Genomic DNA, 21,320 nt, shown 5'->3' with positions numbered 1-21,320 from the left:
TCTGTCATGTTTGAGCAGCCCGCAGCTATGGCCTCAACCTTATCTACCGATGGGAGAACTAGAATGATAAAAGCGCCAAAAATTTGCCAGCGTGCCATACTCGGAATGTTCACGGCTATTGTGCATACAACGGCACTGAGCGACACCCTACCCTATGCCGACACCCATTGGGTCAGCGTACATGGTGACAGCCATAACTCGGATTATGTTCCTCTTTCACCTAGCTCGAATGTCGAACCGTACTGGTCTGCTCTCGATGGCGCAGCAATATTTGTAGGCCCGATATTCGATCAGCAAAACCGGCTCTACGTTCCAACCGGGCGCGGCAAAGGTACCAGTCATCTTCATGCCTTCAGTGACGATGGCACCCTACTCTGGGAAACGCCGCCCATGAAGACTGAGGACGATATGGACTACGGCGCGTTGATTTCAGCCCCTATCGTCGACACTGAAGGCAATATATTTGCCAATGATCTGAATCAGCTTTGGTCGTTCACACCCGAGGGTACAGTACGCTGGGTTGTTGACCTTCGTGAATACGCAATCGAAGGTCTGTTCATTACGCCGGTATTCGAGGCAAACGGCTGGGTGGGCGGCGTTAGCAGTGACGGTAAAGTCGCGTTTTTCGATCGGCAGACCGGCAAGTTGGCGGTACCTGTGTTTACGCTACCCGTGAGCCAGGGAAAACCCTCTGCACCGCTCCCCCCAGGAATCTGGCAGGGCGGGCTTGTAGAGGCATCATTTCATCAGTTGCTGTGGGACATCCTTTACGGCCGCAATATGGCGGTTACCAATACCCCTGCAGTACACGCCACGACGGGGCGGATTTATATTACCGCAGCCGCACAAAACCCAGAGGATGGCGTACTGTTTGGCCTTGATGTGAAGCCAGCCGGCATCCACATCGCTTTCGCAACACCCATGGGCGGAGGTTCCGGCACCAGCCCAGCGATATCGCCGGATGGCAAGAAGGTTTATGCCATCGACGATAACGGCGTGATGATTGCTGTTGATACCTATAGCGGCGAGATCGTATGGAGCGCCAGTGACACGATGGGGCAGGCATCACCTTCTATCGGGCCGGATGGCACCGTCTATTCATTCAATGGCGAGGAGGGAACAATAGTCGCCATCAACGGCAAGAATGGAACCGTGAAATGGCGTCGCAACTATCATCACGTAGCGGTAGAGAAACTTAGCTGGCACCTGCTGTTTGACCGAGTAGCAACCGTTGACGGTTTGATCACCGTCACAGACTCTGGCTTGTGGACCTTTCTTGATCTTTCCTATGTCGTGGACTTGGGGCCTTCACCATTCCCGCAACCCAGAAAGGTGGTTGTCGCCCAGATTAATCCTGAGACAGGTGACTTGATTGGCACTTTTGACAGCCGGGATACATCCGGCGCTTTTGTAGTACCGGACAAGAAAGGAAATATGTATCTAACGCTCTCAGCGACAGCATCCTCCGTTTTTAAATATGGCGTTGACCCAGAGTTGCCATTCTTTCTGAGAAGTAGGCTTGAGCCAGTGGGCGGACTCCAGGCCTTTCGACGCCGAGATTAAACGATGACCATACGAAACCGCCAAATTGAGCCTCTCCAATCACTTTGATATAGTTGCGCCCTCCAATTAGGCCGCCCGTAGCTCAGCTGGATAGAGCGCTGCCCTCCGGAGGCAGAGGTCAGAGGTTCGAATCCTCTCGGGCGGGCCATTCGATCTCCTACGCTATTCCGGCACTTGCTCTCAGCTACACAGTCCTCCGATTCGAACCTCTGGAGGTTCGACAAATTGCACCGCAATTTGAACCGAGCGCAGCGAGCCCGTAGGGCGGAAAAGCCCTCAGGCTTTTTCCGGTACATCCTCTCGGGCGGGCCATACCTCCGTGCTCACCCTGCTCTTCAGCTCCCCCTGATACACACCGCGCTCTAACCGCTACGTAGTATCGCGTATTCACCTGACCGCAGTAGTTATCTACCCTCGGAGAGCAAAGTTACGTCGGGTACCGTGCGTTTTATCGATCCTGACACCGGAACCGAGGAGAGATAACGATGGGAGCAATCAAGAAGCTGGCGTTTGCAACTGGATGCCTGTGTGCGACCCTGGCGAGCAGTCAATTGTTCGCACAGGCAACCACGACCTTCAATGTAACCGCAACGGTCATCGACTCCTGCGACGTCAGCGCTAACAACCTAGCCTTCGGCAATGTCGAGCCGGTTAACAACCTCAACATCGATGCGGCCGGCTCTGTTACTGTAACCTGCTCTCTGGGAACTAGTTATTCGGTGCTGCTCGATGACGGCGCCAATAGCAGCGATGGCACGGTCAGTACTCGCCGCATGAAAGACGCTGGCACAAACTACCTTTCATACCAGCTTTACAGCGATACCTTGCGAACGTCGGTATGGGGAGAAACCGCCGCCACTAACGATGTAACAGGTATCGGTACTGGCCTTGGCGTACCGATCTTGGTGTATGGCCGAATACCCTCCGGCCAGCAGGCAACGCAGACCGGTAGTTATACAGACACTATTAACGTCACCCTGAACTTCTGAGCCTGATTTTGATGACGCGCAAGACATGGACAGTCGCCTTGCTGTGTTGGTTCGGATCAGCACTGAGCCTTGCCGGCTCCTACTCTGTGCACCCGGTGACCCTGGAGCTTTCCGCGGCCCAGCCCGCAACTACGCTTAACGTTCGCAATCGGGAGAAAGGCTCCGTCACCCTTCAACTTGCCACCCGCAAGTGGTCCCAAGCGGACGGCGAGGATTCACTGAGCAACACCCGAGACATTATTGCCGTTCCGCCCACATTCACAATTGAGCCAGGCGACGAACAGACCGTACGCATTGGTTTGCGCCAGGTCGAGCCACTGCACCTTGAGCAGGCTTACCGGGTAATTCTTCAGGAAATACCCGGCCCTTCGTCCAACGCTGGGGGCTTACAGTTCGCACTGAATATGAGCCTGCCACTGTTCGTCAAACCATCGCATTCTCCCACGCCGGACCTTAAGTGGTTTGTTCAGCGCGAAGACGAAAACCGCGTGGCACTTTCCGTCGAGAACAGAGGGACCGGCCATTTCAAATTTACCTCCTGGCGCCTGCAGAATGGTGGCCAAGATTTGGGCGCAGAGACCAAGCTTCACTATGTCTTACCCGGCTCCCGTCTCAGCTGGTCAGTTAAACCGTCGGCACTGCCCGCTGCTGGCGACGAAGTCGACATTATTGTGGCCAACGGTCGAATTGAGCAGCGCGTCAGTGCGCTGGTTCATTAGGAATGGCCGGGGCAAACCATGGTGCGATCCCGGTGGTTGCTATCTCCCCTGCTCCTGCTCTTTAGCTCCTTTACCGCAATTTTCACTCACGCCGCGAGCGATACCCTGCCGTGGGTAAATGCCCGTTCGCTGTCTGCGCACACCATTGAGTTACTCGTTAACGGTCGCATCGTCAGCACACAATTACCCGCAATGATCGATGACCAGGGTAATCCCTATCTCCGCGCGGTAGACATGCTGTCCGTCGGCTTACCCATTGCGCTGCAGGAGCAGGTCCTTGTCGACGGCTATCCTTTCCTGCCCCTTAGAAATCTCGACGGCTATCGCGTGGATGCGCAAGTGGGCCAGCACAGGATTTCCCTAACGTCTTCAAAGTCGATTACTGACGACAAGCTTCTCGCTGAAGAAAGCGCCCCGTTCCAGGGGCCTCGCAAGCCCATCCCGCGGGGCAGCGACGATATCCGCAAGGTAACCGTGCGGGTTATTGTCAACCAGCATGAAATAGACCGGAAAATTGTACTGCTGCAGCAGAAGGATCGTTGGTTGATCGCACGCGATACTGTGCGCTCACTCGGTCTGCCACTGCCTGATCTGGCGCCCCTGACAATTTATGGTCAGCAATATCTGGCGATCGATACGCTTTGGCCGTACGATCTGACGATTGACCCACAGTGGCAGCTGCTGAGCATTGATACTCGTCCAGATCAAAAAATCGCCGACGTGGAAGAAACCTGGGTGGAATTCCATGTTAACGAAGCTCGCCAACCACGCTTGATAAAGGCGTTCACCGACAAACAGAAACGCTTCTATCTCAACGAAGAAACCCTTAAGCACAGTAAGCTTCGCACACCGGTAGCGTCTGCGGCCGGAGAAGAACTCTACGCGGTGGACGACATGCAGCACGTGATTCCCGTGTTTGATCCCAAGCGGCAGTCACTCGCGCTCTACGCCGGCGCCAATGCCTTTTATCCGAATCGACTGTCCGGCAATGAGGCAGACTTTGTGAAGCCGGATTTTGACCAGCAGGGCGCTTTACTGAACTACGCGCTCTTCGGCTCACACAGCGAAGACGACAGCCGGCTGAGCGGACAATTTGAGTTGGGGGCTTTTCTTGGTCGCGGCTTTCTATCGAGTCAGTATCTGGTAAAAAATATCACGGATGAAGCGCGTGAAAACATTCGCCTGGAATCCAACCTGCGCATTGATTGGCCCGAGCAGATGCGCTCGCTGATTGTGGGCGACACCCTCAACGATGCCGGGGCCTGGGGGCGCCCCGCGCGATTTGGCGGCCTGAAATGGGGAACAAATTTTTCCACCCAGCCGGGTTTTATCACATTCCCCACGGAAATTATCGCCGGCAATTCCGTGGTGCCGTCCACAGTCGATATTTTTGTGGACAATGCGCGGCGCTCCAGCGCTGATATTGAACCGGGGCCTTTTGCCATTACCGATGTGCCCGTCGTTACCGGCGCAGGTGAAATGCGTGTCGTCACGCGAGACTTGTTTGGTCGCGAAACAGTGGTCACCCGCCCTTTCTACGCCAGCTCGCGATTACTGAAGCCCGGCCTGCACGAATACAGTTATGAACTTGGCGTATTGCGACAGAACTTCACCCGGGAAAGTAATGACTACGCCACCGGTTTTGCCAGCGGCACGCACCGCTATGGATTTAACTCATGGTTTACCGGCGAACTGCGCGCAGAGCTCAGTGCGGATCAAAGCACACTGGGCACGGCCGCCAACCTGGTCTGGCCCGCAGTCGCCGAATTTGATGTTGCACTCGCGGCCAGCAGCACGGCGGACGGCGACAGTGGAGAGCTGGCTTCTGTCGGCGTCAGACGGCAGGCTCGGCGAGTTAGTTTCGGCGCAATGGCAGTCTGGCGCAGCGAAGACTTTGCCCAATTAGGCACCGACACAGCGCGCTCGCCCGACGCGCTGGAGTCGACGGCGTACGCAGCGGTTGGACTGGGCAAGGCCGGTAGTCTGTCGGTCAGTCATGTACAACGCAAACGCCGCGACGATGAGGACACCGAGTTTGCGACTCTGCAGTACTCCATCAGCCTACCCCACAATGCCCATCTCCGATTCAGCTACCTCGAGCCTCTTGATGACAGCCTCGAGCGCAATGCGAGCGCCTCTATTTCGCTTCCTCTTGGCAGACGAAGCTCTGCCATGGTCAGCTCCAGAAACCAGTCCTCAGAATCAACTCATCGCGCGGAGTTGCGCAGAAACCTTCCGGCAGGCAATGGCTTTGGTTACCAACTGTCTGCAGAAAGCGGCGAGCGGGAGCGCTTTGAAGCCGGAACCAGCTGGCGCAACCAGGTCGGGCTATTGAGTGTTCAGGCCGCGCAACTGGATTCGCAACGCGAATACCGCGCCTCTTTCGATGGCGGGATCGCGCTCATGGATCGCCGGCCCTACTTCAGCCAGCGTCTGGACCAGAGTTTTGCACTGGTTGAAGTGCCGGATATGGAAGGCGTATCGATATACCGCGACAATCAACTGCTCGCAAAAACCAACGGCGACGGCAAGGCAATTGTACCGGGGCTGCGCGACTATCAGAGAAACCGTATCCGTCTTGACGACGCCATGCTGCCACTGGACATTGAAGTTGCCTCGCTGGAACGCACCACCGTTCCCGCCTATCGCCAGGGAGTTAAACTGAATTTTGCGATCAAACATTCTCGCTGGGTGGGTTTTCGTCTGCTGGACAGCACCGGCAAGCCCGTGCCGAGCGGTGCCCGCTTTCTGAATGCCGCATCGGGACAGCAGTCGAGCATTGGCCGAGAGGGTCAGGGCTACATAGAAACCGGGGCGGGCGATCACACAATGCAGGCCTGGTGGCGCGACAATCATTGCCGCTTTAAGCTCAACGTGCCCGAGTCCGCTGAGCCCGTTACCGATTTGGGTGAGCTGCAATGCCTGTAAGACTTGCCTGCTGTTGGCGCTGTGCCGCAATCACCCTGGCCCTTGGCATATGGGCAACACCCGCTGCGGCCCAATGCAGCGCCAGCGCCAACAGCCTTGCGTTCGGCAACTACAATGCTCTGTCAGGCCTAGCGGTAGACAGCGTCGGAAGCGTCAGCGTGAGCTGCCTGCTCTCTCTAGGCTATACCGTGTCTCTGTCGTCCGGCGGTGCTGGCACTTTTTCCCCCAGGCAGCTGATAAATGGCGGCAACTCCCTGAACTACAACCTGTATACCGACCCGACCTACCTCACTATTTGGGGAGACGGCAGTGGCGGCACGGCGACCGTCTCCGGCTCCATCGGCCTGCTGTTACTGCCGATGAATCACGTGGTTTACGGGCGTATTCCGGCCGGCCAGAACGCCGCAGCGGGAAGTTACACCGATACGATATCGGTTACCGTAACCTACTGAATCGAGCCTCGCGATAGCTTGCGCATAACCTGCATTATTTGAGGATTGCACTCACAACGACTGCAGAAATTCGCGGTAGCGCTCGGCGGACTCAGCGGGAATTTCCAGCATGGGCATGTGCCCAATATTTTCCCACACCTGCAACTGACTGTTCGGCATGAGCTCATGCCAACGCTCAGCACCGCTCACATGAATAAGCGCATCTTCCGAGCCCCAGAGAACTAACGCTGGTGCTTCGATCTGGCCCAAGCGATCCGTCAGTGGTGCGGATTTCTGAAGGTCATCGAAAATTGCCGCCAGTTGCGATTGGCGGATTCGATAGTCTTCAGCCATCGCATCGAGCACGATCTGCGGCAACCACGGCGGCCTGGCCATGGTCATATGATAGAACTCTTGAAACTCTTGTTTGTTTTTAAGGAGAAAGGGGTTACGGCCCTCAGCTAGCATTCTGTCCATATCGCTGGGCTGCGGCGTAGTCACACCCGCTGGGTTCATAGGTGCAACACTCAGGGTACGCTCGGAATAGGTAATTGCGAATGCTGCGCTGATGTACCCCCCCATGGAGTTGCCAATAATATGGGCTCTCTCTATTCCGAGCGCATCCAGTAGTTCTGCAACCCGGTCGGTCTGCGCAGCGATGCTGTAGTCCCACTCTGCTTTGAAGCCGGTTTCACCATGGCCGGCGAGATCCGGAATGATGACCTGATAGTCATCAGTGAAATGTTTCCCAAACCGCAACCAAACATCTTTGTCTGCACTGTAGCCATGCAACATAATAATCGTTGGTTTTTCCGTCGACCCAGCTACAAAATAAACCATCTCTATTTCGCTGAGTTGCTGGCTTCTTTTATCAAAACCGTATACTGCTGCTTCAGCAGAGATGGCGCTTTTGTAAATTAACTTACCCACTTGCGGATAGGTTGAAACAGCCCAGACAACACCGATCAGCAACAGCGTGCCGACAAGCCCTATGATTTTTTTCATTGGTTTTCTCGCAAAGTCTCTTCTGAGCGCGTTTTACGCGCTGGATAGTGGCTGGTATCGATAAATTCCGAAAGTTCACGCCAGATAAGCCGACTCAAGTAGCCCAGCGGAATCCATCGTGCTGCCAAGGCTGTTTTCCAACTATTGTGGCCACAAACAACACGCGCTCGCCTTTTTGCCATCGCGCGCAAGACCTTATCCACCACGTCCTCTGGGGTCGACCTGAGGTAATGTTTGGCGAAGGTTTGACTGAACTCCTGGCGTGCTATCTTTGTGTTCACACCGCCGGGATGCACCAGCATCACATGGACACCACTACCCTCCAGCTCCGCCCGCAGCGCCTCGCTATAACCGCGCACCGCAAATTTGCTGGCGCAGTAATCGGTGTGATTGGGCGTACCTATCAACCCGAACACGCTGGACACGTTCACCAGCCAGGACTGCTCGTGTGAAAGCAGCTGCGGCAAAAAAGCCTGGCAGCCATGAACAACACCAAAGTAATTGACTGCCATGACTCTCTGGTAGGTAGGCAACGGCGTGCGCCAGCTCGGCTGAGCACTGCCCTCAATACCTGCGTTGTTGATGACAATACGCGCGCTACCGAGCTTCTCTTCTGTGTTCTGCGCGAAAGCTAAAACCGCGTCTGCATCTGTAACGTCTACGCACTCGCTTAGTATGTCCGCCGCGCTGACAGCCGCAACCAGGTTTTTCGTCTCTGCCAGGCCCTCTTCGTCAATATCACACAAGGCAAGCCGGCAACCCATCTTGGCGAATGCCAGCGCATAGGTACGCCCCATACCGGAGGCGACACCGGTTACAACGACGACATCGCGGTCTTCCAGCTTCATGTATTCATGCCTTTAGTTAACACTCCAGAATCATGCAATGCTGTGGTCCTCGGCACGAAAATTCCGCGTCCATCGCCGATAGGTAAAACTGAAGCCAGGGAACATCGCAATGACATGCCCGCTCTTACTCTGGTACCAGCTATGACAGCCGCCCGACTTCCATACAGTACGCTCCATTTCGTTGTGTATATGGCGGGTATAACTGGCCTCGGCGTCAGCGCGAACCTCTATACTGTCAGCGCCACCGCGTTTCACTCTATCGATACAACCCATGATGTAGAGCATTTGCGACTCGATAATAAACAGCGCCGAGGTATGGCCAATGCCGGTATTGGGCCCGGTCACAATAAACAGATTCGGAAAATCCGGAACAGCCGTGCCGAGATAAGCGCGAGGATAGGTCGCCCATTTGTCGCGAAGTGCTACGCCCCCGCGACCGAATACCGGATAGGATATCAGGCCGTCCGTTGCATCAAACCCGGTTGAATAGACGATCAAATCAAGATCGATCGCTTGTCCCTGCTGGGTGACTATCCCGCGCTCGTTTATTCGAGCAATGCCGTCGGTTTTATCATGCAGCTGGGTGGTATGGCGCGTTAAGGCTGGGTAAAGCGTGTCAGACAGGATGATCCGCTTGCAGCCGATGGTGTAGTCAGGCGTCAGTTTTTTGCGCAGCTGTTCGTCAGCGACCTGTTGCTTCAGTAACTTCATCGCGCGACGCCGAGCGACAATATTTAAAAAGGCTTTCGAATATTTAAAACCAAGCACTCTTCCCTCGAGGGCCCAGTAAATAATCTTGCGCAATAACTGATAGACAAAGCTGTGCCTCAGAAGCCTCCGCTGCCAGGGCTTGAATATATAGTCAGGCCGCGGAATGACCCAGTGAGGGGTACGCTGAAAGACATGCAACGCTTTCACCTCATCAGCGATAGCCGGGATCACCTGAGCTGCACTGGCGCCACTGCCGATCACTGCGACCCGTTTGCCGCGGTGATCGTAAGTGGTATCCCAATCGTTGGTGTGAAAACTGGCTCCCTGAAAAGTGTCTCTTCCAGGAAACTCCGGCGTAACCGGTGTGCTGAGCGGGCCGGTTGCATTGATCAGAAAGCGGGCGGAAACGGTATCGCCGTTATCCCGAGTGAGCTGCCAGCGCTGCTCGCCCTCTTGCCACTCGGCGCGGCTTACCGTCCAATTGAGCCGGGTTCTCTCCGCCAGTTGGTGTTTCTCGATAACTTTCTGGGTGTAGTCGCGCAGCTCGTGGCCTTCGGCAAACAACTGGCTCCAGTCGTAAGGCTCGTCCACCAGCGAGTACAACGCAGACTGTACATCCACCGCCGCGCCGGGATAGCGATTCTGAAACCAGGTTCCGCCCATGAAATCGCGCCGTTCGAGAATCACAAAATCCTCAATGCCGCGCTTGCGCAAGTTGATGGCAGCGCAAAGTCCGCCGAAGCCACTGCCGATAATAGCCACTTCTACAGAGGCCGAGTGATGAGACATAGGATGCCCGCGACTGATTATGGTTGTTGGGAAGTCTAAGGTCTAAATGTGTTCGCCGTCACCTTACGGTCGAATCGGCGGCCCGTCAAATACTGCCACCCACAAAAAAACCGGCATTGCAGAGACAATGCCGGTATCACGCTTTATGGTTTAAGCCCGATCCATATCGGGCTGCTTAGGTCAGATCAGCCATCTTCTGGCGGCGGCAATACCTGCTCATCATTGATGAGCACTGCCGAGTCGTAGTGACTTTCTTCACTGGTTGCGACAATCACATCAAACTCAGCCCGGCAGACTTCGCCGGCAGCCAGACAGGTTCTGACACTTGAGTGATCTTCAGCCACGGTATGCCGCTCGAAAAACGAGGGGTTGCGCGCTTCAGCCAAACCACCCGAGCCGGGGGTAAATTCCTCCCCGCCGGTTTCCTGACGCACAGTGAGCCCACCATCAAAACGGTAGGGTTCCGGCTCTGCCTGGGCATTGCCTTCGCTCGGCGCCTCCAACCCGGGGAGGGCCTGCTCTGAAGAGCCACTATCACCCGCTGTTGGTGAGCCACCTTGTTGTTGGGCGACCATGGAACTCAGTTGCGAGAAGCCATCGTTCGAACCGGACGACGATCCCATGCCTCCCGATAGGGAGCCACTAAGGGCACTCAACCCTCCAGCAGGCGCCGATCCAAGACCCGGCTGCGCTAAAGCTTGAGCAGACAGCAACGCTGAAAATGTTGCGCAAACAGTAATCGCTTTTACGCCCGTTCGTTTTTGACCCATGAATAATCCTCCTTTTACAGGTTACTGTGGTTGTCGATATGGTTGACTTCACGGTGGCCTGCCGTGTTCCTTGGAGTGGCAATATCACATTTAAAAGCCGCATTTTCCCGCCAAAAGACAGGCATTTTTTCGTCCGCCAAAGGCAACACTTCTGAAAGTGTTGGTTAAGAGCAACGCCTTTTTCCTCAGGCTGTGCCCAACAGCGCACGGGATGCTTATAAGGGGTGGCAAGTACAGATGCTTCTCTGCAAAAAAATTTACCCGTGAATTTCTCCACGTGGCAGACTGAAAAGGAGGTGAGGGTGAAGTTATTAATATAATTAACGACGGCAATTGTAATCCTGCGCCGATACTTTGCGGAGTGTGTTTAATCCAGCGGTATAAAGCCGTCGAGAACACTGCTCTCATGCGACGCGCTGCTACCGGAATAATTCGAATCCAGCGATCCACCACGCAGCAGTATCACTTCTACCCGACGGTTGCGCGCTCGCCCTTCGGGCGTTTCGTTAGTATCTATCGGCCGGGTGGACCCGTGACCGGCCACCTGAAAACGGCCGGGGTCAATGTCGCCTTCAGCAACAATTTTTTCCAACACTGTAACCGCCCGCGCGGAAGACAGCTCCCAGTTTGAACGGAAGCGATCGGTACTTATGGGTATCGGGTCGGTATGACCCGCCACCGCTACTCGACCACCAATTTCTTCCGTAAGTCGCGCGATCTTGCCAATCACCGGGCTGAAATCATTACTCAACTCGGCACTGCCAGAAGAGAATGAACCGGTTTCGCGAATACGAATGGTGATAACCCGTTCACCATCGTGGTCGATCTCCACCATACCTTCTGCGATTTCAACAGCGAGGTAGTTGCGCACCTTTTCCAGGTCTTCAGCGAGCGTGGTCTCTTCCTCATCCTCACCGTCTTCAGTGACTTTATTCAGTTCCTCAAGCGCCTGCTGGCGAACCTCATTCTGTTCGGTAGGTACCGGCATGCCGGGGGAAAAATCCCGTGCGATAAAGCTCGAGCCAATGGGGGGGTTGAAGGCCGGCACCTCGCGCTGAACACCAAAAGCATCCCTCATGGAGCCGGAAAGCTCTTTGAACTTCTGTTTATCCATTTCGGAAAACGAGAACAGCAATACAAAGAAGGCCAGCAGCAACGACATAAGGTCGGCGAAGGTCATTACCCAGGCCGGGGTACCGGGTGCCTGCTTCTTTTGCGGCGCGTCATCCATCAGGCGGCTTCTGCACCTTGTGCGGACTCTTTATCGTTGGATGCGGTGTCACGTTGGCCTTCGGGCAGGTAGGCCGACAGCAGTGACTCCAGCACGCGGGGATTGAGACCTTCCTGAATACCGTGAATCGCTTCGAGAATCAGATGCCGGTGGCGCCGCTCCTCGGCGGTGCGATAGGCCAGCTTCTCAGCCATGGGCACCGCGACAGCATTCGCCAAAACAGCGCCGTAGAGCGTGGTCAGCAGAGCGATCGCCATGGCCGGGCCGATAGCCTTCGGATCAGACATATTGGACATCATCTGAACCAGACCCACGAGGGTACCGATCATGCCCATCGCCGGGGCAGAATCGCCAAAGCCACGAAAGATGGCTTCACCCATCTCCTGGCGCTCTATATTGAGATTGATTTCCTTGCTCAGAAGGCGCCTGACGAAATCGGCGTCGTGGCCGTCAATCGCCATCTGCACGCCCTTCTCCAAGAATTCGTTTTGTATTTCAATAGCTTCCAGACCAAGCAGCCCTTCCTTGCGCGCCACGCCAGCGAGTTCGATGCACTCGTTGATCAGCGCTTCTGAGCTGACTGGCTTGTGCACAAAGGCGCGCGAGGCCACTTTGAAGGCCCCCAGTGTCTGCTCCAGGGGGAATTTGATGAGATTGGCAAAGAGGGTCCCGCCGATAACGATCAACACACTGGGGATATCGAAAAAACCGCCTGCACTGCCGCCAAAGAGTATCGCCCCGACAATAACGCCGAGCGCCCCTAGCATCCCTATTAATGTTGCGATATCCACAGTAATACCCCTGCTCGCTTGTGTTGCCGATGCCGAATCGCGCGGCCTACAGCGCCTAGCAAACAGGAGATCGGCATAAATCAGAGTTTCTTGAGTACGTAGAAGTCTCTACTGACAGTAGGCTGATTGGTATACGAGATTGCCGCAGTTGCGGCGACTGAATTTACCTGTTGATATCGACCGACAGGTCAAAAACCTTAATTTCCCTTAGCGGGCAGGGGCACTTTGCGGTACACTGCCGCGCCTGCGCGCCCGTAGCTCAGCTGGATAGAGTAGGTGGCTTCGAACCACTTGGTCGGGAGTTCGAATCTCTCCGGGCGCGCCATTTTCCCTAGCCTGCCTGACGTTCAAGGCCGTCGCGGTGTCACTTCCTCCCCCCCCCTGTACAGCCTGGTTATCGACGCTGAAAGTGCCTTTTGGCGGGTCGCGACGGTTTTGATACACACCTGTTACCCTTTTTTCTTCACTCTCTCTGCGCGATCTTTTAAGATAGCGATCAAATTATAATCAGCTCCACTTCTCACGGGTACCTCATGACACACCTCGCTACTCCCATCCGGCTGATGGCGGCCACACTGTTTTTCACCACTTTACTCAGCGGCTGCAACGACAGCAGTTCATCCGGAGGTGGCACGACAACGCCCACCACCGAGACTCCTACCCCGGAGACGCCCGACACAACGATTGGACGGACCTTTACTATCCAGCCCGGCGACAGCGCCACCACCGACATGACGGTAGCCATGGTGCAAGCGGCTCCGGGCGACACCATTGAATTTGGCTGCGGTTATTTTGAGCTGGCGGCCACGCTGCAGATCATTAATAACGAAGACATCACCATTAAAGGCTGCGGCAAGGACAAGACCGTACTGTCCTTCAAGAACAACAACGCCCCGGAAGGGATTCTCGGGGTTAACGTGCACGGCCTGTGGATTGAAGACCTTACCGTACTCGACACCGGCGGCAACGGCATCGAATTGCGCGGGGTAAATCACGCCAGCCTGAAGCGCGTGCGCACACTCTGGTCATCCGGTGGCGGTCGCGAAAGCGAGGACCCCATTACTGCCGATAACGCCTTTGCCAATAACGCCGAACGACTGCACGTGGCCTGTACCAATCCCGCCACTCAGGACCCTAATGCCGTTGAAAACGGCATAGGCGACACCACATCACCGGATTACACGGTAAGCCCGAAATCCGGTCGCTACGGTATCTACCCCGTGTCGTCGGAAAACATATTGATTGAAGAAGCCGAATCCGTAGGCGCCTCTGACGCCGGTATTTATGTGGGCCAGACGTCCACCGCCATCATTCGCAACAGCCGGGCGGCCTACAACGTCTTTGGCTTTGAAATTGAAAACGTGCGCGGCGGTGAGTACGACAGCAACCTGGCCGAATGCAATACCGGCGGCTTTCTGGTTTACGACCTGGACGGCCTGCGTCAGTACGGCGACCGCACCCGCATGTTTAACAACATCTCCCGCAACAACAATACCTACAACTTTACCTCTGGTGGTTTTGTCGGGGATGTACCTCCGGGCAGTGGCATGATCACTTTGGCCTACGATCGCATTGAAGTTTTCAATAATGTCTTTGAAAACAACAACACCGCCGGAATCATCCACGTAAGCTATGAAATCTTTCCGGAGGGGGCCGGTCGTCCCAGCGAAAAGCGCATCGACTTTTACACCGAAGGGCTGCACATCTATAACAACACCTTCATCAACAACGGCAATAACCTGCCGACACCCACCAGCAACGATATTCAGGAACAGACCCTCGCCCGCCTACTGCCACCACTGGCCGGCTTGAAAAACCAGGCGGCCTGCTTGAACCCCAGCAATGCCGCCACCTGCCTGAGTAACGGCGGTAGCGGCTATCGCGGCGCGCATATTCTCTGGGACGGGCTGCTGGATTCGCACAATGAAAACTGCGCCTACCCCGATGGGGTACCCAAGGACGCGCGCGGCAAGCCCCTGTACAACAACACCCACAAGGTGGATTGCCGCTACAACGCCTACAAGTTCGACAGCCAGGGCGAGCGCATTGTGCCGGACTGGTTTGCGTCGTGTATTGCAGAGAACAATCAGTTTGAGAGCGACAGCCTGACCTTTGCCAACTTCAAAGGCACCAAGGGGCTGGAAGCGGTTATTGCAGCCGCCACGGCAAAGCAGCCCAAAGACCCGGAAACCGGAGAAGCCTTTTTTACTCATATTCTCGGGGGGCTCACCGCAAGCGATCTGGAGAATTTCGCCTCCGACTTCGATATGTCGGCCCACAAATGCCCGACGGCCTACGGCAAAACTCTTGCCCCGCTGCCGCCAGTCGTGATCCCACCCTTTGTACCCAGCGGCAAGATTGCGCCGGCGCCCAGCGAGGCCGAGACCAAGGCCCTGTGCGAAGGCGGCGTGGCCGGGCAAGTCAACTTTGAGGCTGCTCTGCGCGTCAACTGCCCGACCCTGGATCAGTACCACCTGTTTGCCGACGCGGAAGAGCCGCGCAGCACGCTGAACGGCAATGGTGTGCCTTTCGTGCTCACCACCAAGCTGTTTTCCGATTACACCGTAAAGTACCGCGCGCTGTTTTTGCCACCGGGCGAATCCGCCCAGTATCGCGATTCCAGCGATAACGCCTCGCAGAAGGGCTTCAACATCACCCTCGATTTTCCGGTTGGCACCATCTTGAGCAAGACCTTTGCCGCCGCCGATGAACAGGCGGGCACCGAGCGCCCCATCGAGACCCGACTGATCATCAAGCGGCAGCGCCCCGACGGCCAGGCCTACTGGGTCGGCCTGCCCTATCTGTGGGAGGAAGAAAACGGGCGCAACGTTGCGCGCCTGAAGATGGAAGGCAGCACAGAATCCATCACCTGGAATACCACCGACGTCGACTCAGGCTCGGTGCATCGTGGCAGTACCAATGACTATCTGGTGCCCAACGCCAACCAGTGCCTAAGCTGCCATGGCCGGGAAGAAGGTGAGCCCGGTGCCGTGCCCATTGGCCCCAAAGTGCGCTTCCTGAACAAGCCTTACTATCCGGAGTCGGATTTCATCGCCAACACCCACCCGGTAGAAGGCAGCAACCAGATCGCCTGGTGGTGTGCCAATGGCATACTCAGTGACTGTCCTGCCGATCTCGGCGTAGACGTCCAGACCCAAATCGCCACCAATCTGGAGCGCATTCCAGCCTTTAACAAGCCCGGCGATTCCGGCCATGCCGCAGGCAGCGATGCCGACATAGAAGAACGCGCCCGCGCCTGGCTGGAAGTAAACTGTCAGCACTGCCATAACGTCAGTGGTTTTGCATCCAATACCGGCTTCTACCTGAATGCGTTGCCGGATCTGGCCAGCTACGAAAACTACGGCATTTGCAAAAAGCCCACCGCCACCGGCCAGGAAGGCAGCGGCCGTCGCACCTTTGACATCCACCCCACCAACGCCATGGACTCGATCGTCGCGTTCCGGATAGGCCCCGAGGCCACCTCTGCGGCAGCCCGAATGCCGCCACTGGGCCGCAGCGTGGTGGACGAAGAAGCCGTAGCGCTGGTCAACCAGTGGATCAATAACGTGCTGGTCAAAGACAACACGCTTTACCACAACAGCGAAGGTTGTGATCAGTCGGACCTCCCTCTCTGATCGTGGCCGTCCCGATAGTCTGCCCCTGCTGTTCGGGGCACCCCTTCTCCGAATGCTGCCAACCCTTTCTGGAAGGCAGCACCGCAGCCCCCACCGCCGAGGCGATGATGCGCTCGCGCTACAGCGCCTTTGCATTGGGAAAGGTGGATTACCTGCTGCAGACCAGCGCGCCGGAGCGGCACGCAGCCAACGAACGAGCCTTACTGGAAGACAGCTGCAACAACACACACTGGCTTGCCCTGCACATCCTCAAGGCCGCTGAAAATACGGTCGAATTTAGCGCGTTTTACGAAGACGATTCGGGCGTCGAACAACTGCACGAATGCTCCACCTTCGAGCGCCGCGATGGCCGCTGGATTTACCTCAGCGGCGAGTTTTTACCGCCCAAAGTTTTTGGAAGAAATGAATCCTGCTGGTGTTATAGCGGGAAAAAATATAAAAAATGTCACGGCAGATAACACAATTGTAACGTTAGCTGCTGAGGCTCACCCCTTATCACTCAAGAAACCATTCAACAAGAAAAAAATGTTGCACTTTTCACATTTTGAAAATACAGTCTAAGTGCGCACTTTAACAGTGCGTTTCGAAGTAAAGGCACCCCTGCCGAAAGGCAGGTTCGCAAAGCCTCCGGTCTAAGGTCTGGTTTCCAGACTATGATAGCGGGGCCGCCGGGATGGTAGTGTAACCATGGATTGTGTATCACTAGTACAAACCGTTAACCGCCCCCAACGCTCACTCGAGCGGCGCTTACTTTACTTCTTGGAACACTCCTGACGGGCATATCAGTGCCGGCCGGGAGACCTCGCAATGCCTGTACAGGGCAATAACCAATCAAAAGATTGAGGTACTAAGAATGAAAGAACTCACCACAAAACAATGGATGCTCGGCTTCGCATCTGCCAGCCTGCTGCTTATGGGGAGCGCTGCCTATGCGAGCGAAACCGGTGATGCAATCCGCGACTACGAAAACCCAGAAAATGCTGCTGTTGTTAATGTGCTAGCAGACGCCGCAGACACACTGATGGACGGCAGCGATCAAGCGCCGGGGCCACTAGCAGACCAAGGGGTTCGCGATATCGACGGCGTCGGCCCAACCATTGACAGCACAGCCGCTACGATTATTGGCACTCCCAACAGCGGCGGCGGAGAAGATCCTACTGCGCCAGTAATCGCGGCAGCAACTGCCATCGCAGCAGGCTGCGCAACCGATACTGCGGCAGACACCTGCGAGCCCGCGGTACAGTCTGCTATTGCCGGGCTTACAGGTGATACACCTCCAGCTCCTTCTGGCACGTCAGCACTTGTTGATACCGTCGCGGTAACCGTTACCGGGACCGTTAATAACAGCCTGAGCTGCTCGGTAACGACGTCAGATACTGACTTTGATTTCGGCGCAATTGACGCGGATGGCACAACGGCCAGCTCTGACCCGGTGGCATTCTCCGTAACTTGCAGCAATGAAACGGTGGCCACCAATATCTATCTGTCCACTGCCGGTACTGACCCGCAAGCAGGCACTGGCTCAAACACATTGACTGCCACCTACAATGACGGCACCAACAACACCACTGTCGATCTCACGGTACTGACAGACGACAATGGCGACCAGTCGACAGGCACGGCGATCGGGGGAACTAGCCCGGACTACACCAGCGCAGGTGATCAATCCGCAACGGCGGTAGCACTGTTCGCCCAATTGGATACCACCCAAATCACCAGTGGTAGCGGTGGCACCTTGAGTGGCAGCGGCAACATTACGGTGTGGGTGGATTGATTTTACCCAACGACAAGTGACCATCAGGCCGCGGAACTCCCGCGGCCTTTCGCTTTCCCTTGCGCAATCAACCAAACGGTTTTTTCATGGCACTTCATCTGGCCAAGCACAATTTGCTTCCGGCAATCTTGCTGATCATTGCCTTTTTCAATGTTACTTCCCACGCCGATTACCGTATCAGTCAAAAGCATATTTTCTATAACGCAGATCAGCGCTCAGTCTCCGTCAAGGTCTCTAACCCGGGCAAAAGCCTGCGCGAATACAGCGTCGTCGCCCAGCCCTGGGATGAGGCCACCAAAGCTACCGGAGCGGAAATGATCGCTTACCCACCCGTGTTTGAGCTCGGGCCCGAGGAGACACAAATCGTTCGTCTCTTGCTACGCGATAAAAAGTCTTTATCACCGCCGCTGTTTTTTCGCTTCGTGCTGCGCGAATCCGACCCCGTTGGCGAAGCGCCAAAGCAGCCTTCGTCCGGCCTAAACATACCCATTGCAACAAGCTTTCCGGTTTACTATATCGATCGAAATGTGAAACCGAAGGCCTCAATACAAACGAAGCCAAGCCCGGAAGGCTTCCGGGTGCTAGTGACCAACACCGGCAACACACTTTTGGAAATTCGCGGGGCAACCGACGCCCGAGGCAGAGACCAGCCGCTAAACAAACGCATCCTGCCCGGACGCAAGGAACTCTTTTTGTTCAAGGACTGGCAGCGTCCCTTTCGCTTTAAAGTGGCCTATGGCGACGACATCGTTGTGAACTGAAGATGACTGCCCGTAGACTGCCTTGGTGGTACCTTCTGTTTATGCCGATGCTTTCGCAGGCAGGCGAACGCGTGATCGAGCTTACTGTTGAAGATGCCGACGCCGGAGTCGTTGTCCTGCACGAAACCGATCAAGGGGTACTGATAGACCCAGAGGACATTCCGCCCGACACAATCGCCCGTCAGGCGCTCGAATCGCTCCCGCGAATCGGCACGCCAGAATGCGTAAATTGCATAAGCCTCAATGACCTTGGCTCCTATAGAGAAGATAGTCGCTCCGGTAAAGGCTATCTCAGTCTGCGGCCCGACCTGATGCCGACCAACAACCTGCGGTTTTTCAAGCCCAGGGAAGCATCAGCCCAATTCCTCCAGCGTCGCTTTGCCTTTATCAACAATTTTACCTTTTCCGTACGGGACGCAGAGGATGAAGATACGGCAGGTATCGGCATTCTCCAATCCAGCCTCAGCCTTGGCCCACTGGGCGTACTCGAGACAGGCGTTCGCCATATAGAAAATGGCGAACTAAGCGATACCCGGAGACTGCCAACCAAACTAGTCAATCACTTTATAGATTCGCAGATCAGCTTTGATCTCGGCGAAGTCAGAACCGACGCGGACCCCAACGATGCCACTATTGGTATAACCGGCTTCCGCATTTACCGGAATTTTTCCACCCGCCCCGATATTACCAGCCGACCGGTTTATGATTTTTTTACACTGGCTGAACGTCCGTCGGTTATTGAGCTGTATCGCAACAGTCAGCTTGAACGGCGCCAGCAGATTGATCGGCCTGGCCCCGTCCAACTCAGTGACTATCGCCCTTCAGGCTCTGGCAAAGTTCTTCTGGTGATAACCGACGCACTTGGAACACGGCGTCTCGTCGAAACCGACCTGATCGTAGATCAACGCAATCTGGGCAGAGGGGTCTGGGATTTTTCACTGGCGGGAGGCTATCTACGCGACGCCGAGGGAGACATTGACAAAGACGCACAGGCGGCCTCCTTCAGAGTTGCATACGGCGTGACAGAGAGACTGACCTTCGGATTGCTGGGAGAAGGCGCGAGCTATCAGGAAACCAGCCCTCTGTTCAGCGGCAACGACTATCTCTGGAATGCTGGCGCGTCGCTCTTGTGGAACACGGCCATTGGCCAGCTAGATGCTACCGCCAAAACATCGCGGGACGATCTGGAAAACAAAGCTGATTCTTATCGGCTGTCGTGGCGAAAAGCCGGGCTACTTGGGAACCGGTATCACTATTCCATCGGCGCTGCAGGCTTTCGGGAGGACGATCAATTCACGACCATTGGCGGGCGACGTAGACAGCTGGAGGGATGGCGAGCTTATGCTGGGTTAAGTTTTCGGCATGTTTTCGTTTCGGGCAACATTTCTGAGACTGACGATATTCAATCGTACGGATTGGGCCTAGGTTGGCGCGCCGGGCGATTTTCAATGGATGCCAGTGTTCAAGGGCAGGATGACGAAGACCCGCTGTTCACGCTGGCCTTTGGCTATTCATTTGGCGGCCCAGTTTCCTATGTTCAACTCGGCAGCCAGACAAGGGAATATTCAGACAAATATGAATCGTTTCTGGTTGCGCGCGGTAGAAATAAGACCAACTCTCTGAACTGGCGTGCCGAAGCCTTTCACGAGGATCAGACACACAGCAACAGAGGCTCTGCAGGTGTAGGGTGGGCTTCAGACCATTTCAATGCGGCATACGAGGCTCGCTACCAAAACGAGCGCTATGAGCAGTTTGCGGATCTTGGTTTTGCCCTTGGCTTTGCAAACGCTCCCGCGCTATATGCCGGGCGACAACTAACCAGCAATGAGGCCCTCGCTATTGTTGATACCCAGCTTCCCCATGTTGGGTTTTCAGTGGAAGGACGATCCTCTCAAAGCAACCGCTACGGAAAAGGTATATTACCCGTCACAGGCTTTGGGCGCCGCTTTGCCAGCATAGACACCAGCACGCTCCCGGAAAACAATCTGGTCCAGCGCACATTGGAGGAAGTTTCCACGGTTCCAGGGCAAGCCGGGCTCGCCAAGTTCACACTCAATTCACCTGCCGCGTTCATTATGATAGATGGCGTACCGGCGGGAGAAATCATCAATGTAAATGGTAGCGACTACCGCCTTTATAACTTTGGTGCTTTCGCTGAAAATCTCTTGCTTGGAGAAAACCGTATTCGTTATGAAGGGCAGGTCTATATACTTAATATAGATAGCTTTGACGACTCTCTACCAACGTATACGCTGGGAAGAGGTAACAAACAATGACCCGATATTTGACACTGGCAACGCTAATACTGCTTTCTTTTCCGGTACACTCAGCACCTCCTTTGTCCGCCGCCCTATCGGCGACAAAAGATACTCTAC

Annotated in this window: 16 protein-coding genes, 2 tRNA genes and 1 riboswitch; of the genes, 12 read left to right on the top strand and 6 right to left on the bottom strand. The window is 55.4% G+C overall.

Translation table 11 applies throughout. The features are described 5' to 3' along the window. Positions 1 to 63: 63 nt before the first annotated feature. The 6 genes from ABY734_RS11735 (at position 64) to ABY734_RS11710 (ending at position 6,651) form a co-directional block, all read left to right on the top strand. The gene (locus tag ABY734_RS11735) at positions 64 to 1,563 is read left to right on the top strand and encodes a PQQ-binding-like beta-propeller repeat protein (RefSeq protein ID WP_372779343.1); all 1,500 of its coding nucleotides are present in this window, start codon (positions 64 to 66) and stop codon (positions 1,561 to 1,563) included. Between the two features lie 71 nt (positions 1,564 to 1,634). Next, positions 1,635 to 1,711: transfer RNA gene (locus ABY734_RS11730), tRNA-Arg, on the top strand. Between the two features lie 337 nt (positions 1,712 to 2,048). Further along, positions 2,049 to 2,552 (top strand): spore coat U domain-containing protein, encoded by a 504-nt coding sequence (locus ABY734_RS11725; RefSeq protein WP_372779342.1) that lies wholly within the window; start codon positions 2,049 to 2,051, stop codon positions 2,550 to 2,552. Between the two features lie 11 nt (positions 2,553 to 2,563). Beyond that, the gene (locus ABY734_RS11720; RefSeq protein WP_372779341.1) at positions 2,564 to 3,271 is read left to right on the top strand and encodes a molecular chaperone; all 708 of its coding nucleotides are present in this window, start codon (positions 2,564 to 2,566) and stop codon (positions 3,269 to 3,271) included. 18 nt (positions 3,272 to 3,289) lie between these two features. Then, the gene (locus ABY734_RS11715) at positions 3,290 to 6,199 is read left to right on the top strand and encodes a fimbria/pilus outer membrane usher protein (protein ID WP_372779340.1); all 2,910 of its coding nucleotides are present in this window, start codon (positions 3,290 to 3,292) and stop codon (positions 6,197 to 6,199) included. Further along, positions 6,190 to 6,651, top strand: coding sequence for a spore coat U domain-containing protein (locus ABY734_RS11710; RefSeq protein WP_372779338.1), 462 nt, complete (start codon positions 6,190 to 6,192; stop codon positions 6,649 to 6,651). Before ABY734_RS11715 ends, ABY734_RS11710 begins: the two co-directional genes overlap by 10 nt. A gap of 51 nt (positions 6,652 to 6,702) precedes the next feature. On the opposite strand, the gene ABY734_RS11705 is transcribed toward ABY734_RS11710, so the two are convergent. From ABY734_RS11705 to pomA, 6 genes are all read right to left on the bottom strand, one after another. Beyond that, positions 6,703 to 7,635 (bottom strand): alpha/beta fold hydrolase, encoded by a 933-nt coding sequence (locus ABY734_RS11705; RefSeq protein ID WP_372779337.1) that lies wholly within the window; start codon positions 7,633 to 7,635, stop codon positions 6,703 to 6,705. Further along, positions 7,632 to 8,483, bottom strand: a complete 852-nt coding sequence (locus tag ABY734_RS11700) for an SDR family NAD(P)-dependent oxidoreductase (RefSeq protein WP_372779336.1) — start codon at positions 8,481 to 8,483, stop codon at positions 7,632 to 7,634. Before ABY734_RS11700 ends, ABY734_RS11705 begins: the two co-directional genes overlap by 4 nt. A gap of 30 nt (positions 8,484 to 8,513) precedes the next feature. Continuing rightward, on the bottom strand, positions 8,514 to 9,983 hold the full coding sequence (locus ABY734_RS11695) for a flavin-containing monooxygenase (protein WP_372779335.1): 1,470 nt from the start codon (positions 9,981 to 9,983) through the stop codon (positions 8,514 to 8,516). Between the two features lie 185 nt (positions 9,984 to 10,168). Next, positions 10,169 to 10,606 carry a hypothetical protein gene (locus tag ABY734_RS11690; RefSeq protein ID WP_372779334.1) on the bottom strand — a complete coding sequence of 146 codons (438 nt, stop codon included), beginning with the start codon at positions 10,604 to 10,606 and terminating at the stop codon, positions 10,169 to 10,171. A 514-nt stretch (positions 10,607 to 11,120) separates the two neighbouring features. Next, a complete protein-coding gene (locus tag ABY734_RS11685) occupies positions 11,121 to 11,984 on the bottom strand; it encodes a flagellar motor protein MotB (protein WP_372779333.1) in 864 nt (287 codons plus the stop codon). Then, positions 11,984 to 12,775 carry a flagellar motor protein PomA gene (pomA, locus tag ABY734_RS11680; RefSeq protein ID WP_372779332.1) on the bottom strand — a complete coding sequence of 264 codons (792 nt, stop codon included), beginning with the start codon at positions 12,773 to 12,775 and terminating at the stop codon, positions 11,984 to 11,986. The genes ABY734_RS11685 and pomA overlap by 1 nt, the downstream gene beginning before the upstream one ends. Positions 12,776 to 13,023: 248 nt before the next feature. Here pomA and ABY734_RS11675 point away from each other — a divergent pair. The 6 genes from ABY734_RS11675 (at position 13,024) to ABY734_RS11650 (ending at position 21,221) form a co-directional block, all read left to right on the top strand. Continuing rightward, a tRNA-Arg gene (locus ABY734_RS11675) sits at positions 13,024 to 13,100 on the top strand. A gap of 208 nt (positions 13,101 to 13,308) precedes the next feature. After that, positions 13,309 to 16,410: a parallel beta-helix domain-containing protein gene (locus tag ABY734_RS11670; protein ID WP_372779331.1), complete on the top strand. Its 3,102-nt coding sequence runs from the start codon at positions 13,309 to 13,311 to the stop codon at positions 16,408 to 16,410. A gap of 2 nt (positions 16,411 to 16,412) precedes the next feature. After that, a complete protein-coding gene (locus ABY734_RS11665) occupies positions 16,413 to 16,868 on the top strand; it encodes a YchJ family protein (protein WP_372779330.1) in 456 nt (151 codons plus the stop codon). A gap of 125 nt (positions 16,869 to 16,993) precedes the next feature. Beyond that, positions 16,994 to 17,083, top strand: a riboswitch (cyclic di-GMP riboswitch). Positions 17,084 to 17,263: 180 nt separating this feature from the next. Beyond that, positions 17,264 to 18,184: a hypothetical protein gene (locus ABY734_RS11660; RefSeq protein ID WP_372779329.1), complete on the top strand. Its 921-nt coding sequence runs from the start codon at positions 17,264 to 17,266 to the stop codon at positions 18,182 to 18,184. Positions 18,185 to 18,270: 86 nt separating this feature from the next. Next, on the top strand, positions 18,271 to 18,945 hold the full coding sequence (locus tag ABY734_RS11655; protein ID WP_372779327.1) for a molecular chaperone: 675 nt from the start codon (positions 18,271 to 18,273) through the stop codon (positions 18,943 to 18,945). 41 nt (positions 18,946 to 18,986) lie between these two features. Next, positions 18,987 to 21,221 (top strand): hypothetical protein, encoded by a 2,235-nt coding sequence (locus ABY734_RS11650; protein ID WP_372779326.1) that lies wholly within the window; start codon positions 18,987 to 18,989, stop codon positions 21,219 to 21,221. The last annotated feature ends 99 nt before the right edge of the window (positions 21,222 to 21,320 follow it).

Source organism: Litorivivens sp. (assembly GCF_041624475.1).
GTDB lineage: Bacteria > Pseudomonadota > Gammaproteobacteria > Pseudomonadales > Spongiibacteraceae > Litorivivens.
Note: the sequence above shows the minus strand (reverse complement) of the source record. Positions and strands in the feature narration are given on the sequence as shown.

Coding starts and splice junctions, on each gene's coding strand:
- ABY734_RS11705 (WP_372779337.1), bottom strand. CDS start 7,635: ATGAAAAAAATCATAGGGCTTGTCGGCACGCTGTTGCTGATCGGTGTT.
- ABY734_RS11650 (WP_372779326.1), top strand. CDS start 18,987: ATGCCGATGCTTTCGCAGGCAGGCGAACGCGTGATCGAGCTTACTGTT.
- ABY734_RS11700 (WP_372779336.1), bottom strand. CDS start 8,483: ATGAAGCTGGAAGACCGCGATGTCGTCGTTGTAACCGGTGTCGCCTCC.
- ABY734_RS11655 (WP_372779327.1), top strand. CDS start 18,271: ATGGCACTTCATCTGGCCAAGCACAATTTGCTTCCGGCAATCTTGCTG.
- ABY734_RS11685 (WP_372779333.1), bottom strand. CDS start 11,984: ATGGATGACGCGCCGCAAAAGAAGCAGGCACCCGGTACCCCGGCCTGG.
- ABY734_RS11735 (WP_372779343.1), top strand. CDS start 64: ATGATAAAAGCGCCAAAAATTTGCCAGCGTGCCATACTCGGAATGTTC.
- ABY734_RS11710 (WP_372779338.1), top strand. CDS start 6,190: ATGCCTGTAAGACTTGCCTGCTGTTGGCGCTGTGCCGCAATCACCCTG.
- ABY734_RS11715 (WP_372779340.1), top strand. CDS start 3,290: ATGGTGCGATCCCGGTGGTTGCTATCTCCCCTGCTCCTGCTCTTTAGC.
- ABY734_RS11725 (WP_372779342.1), top strand. CDS start 2,049: ATGGGAGCAATCAAGAAGCTGGCGTTTGCAACTGGATGCCTGTGTGCG.
- ABY734_RS11695 (WP_372779335.1), bottom strand. CDS start 9,983: ATGTCTCATCACTCGGCCTCTGTAGAAGTGGCTATTATCGGCAGTGGC.
- ABY734_RS11690 (WP_372779334.1), bottom strand. CDS start 10,606: ATGGGATCGTCGTCCGGTTCGAACGATGGCTTCTCGCAACTGAGTTCC.
- ABY734_RS11660 (WP_372779329.1), top strand. CDS start 17,264: ATGAAAGAACTCACCACAAAACAATGGATGCTCGGCTTCGCATCTGCC.
- ABY734_RS11720 (WP_372779341.1), top strand. CDS start 2,564: ATGACGCGCAAGACATGGACAGTCGCCTTGCTGTGTTGGTTCGGATCA.
- ABY734_RS11670 (WP_372779331.1), top strand. CDS start 13,309: ATGACACACCTCGCTACTCCCATCCGGCTGATGGCGGCCACACTGTTT.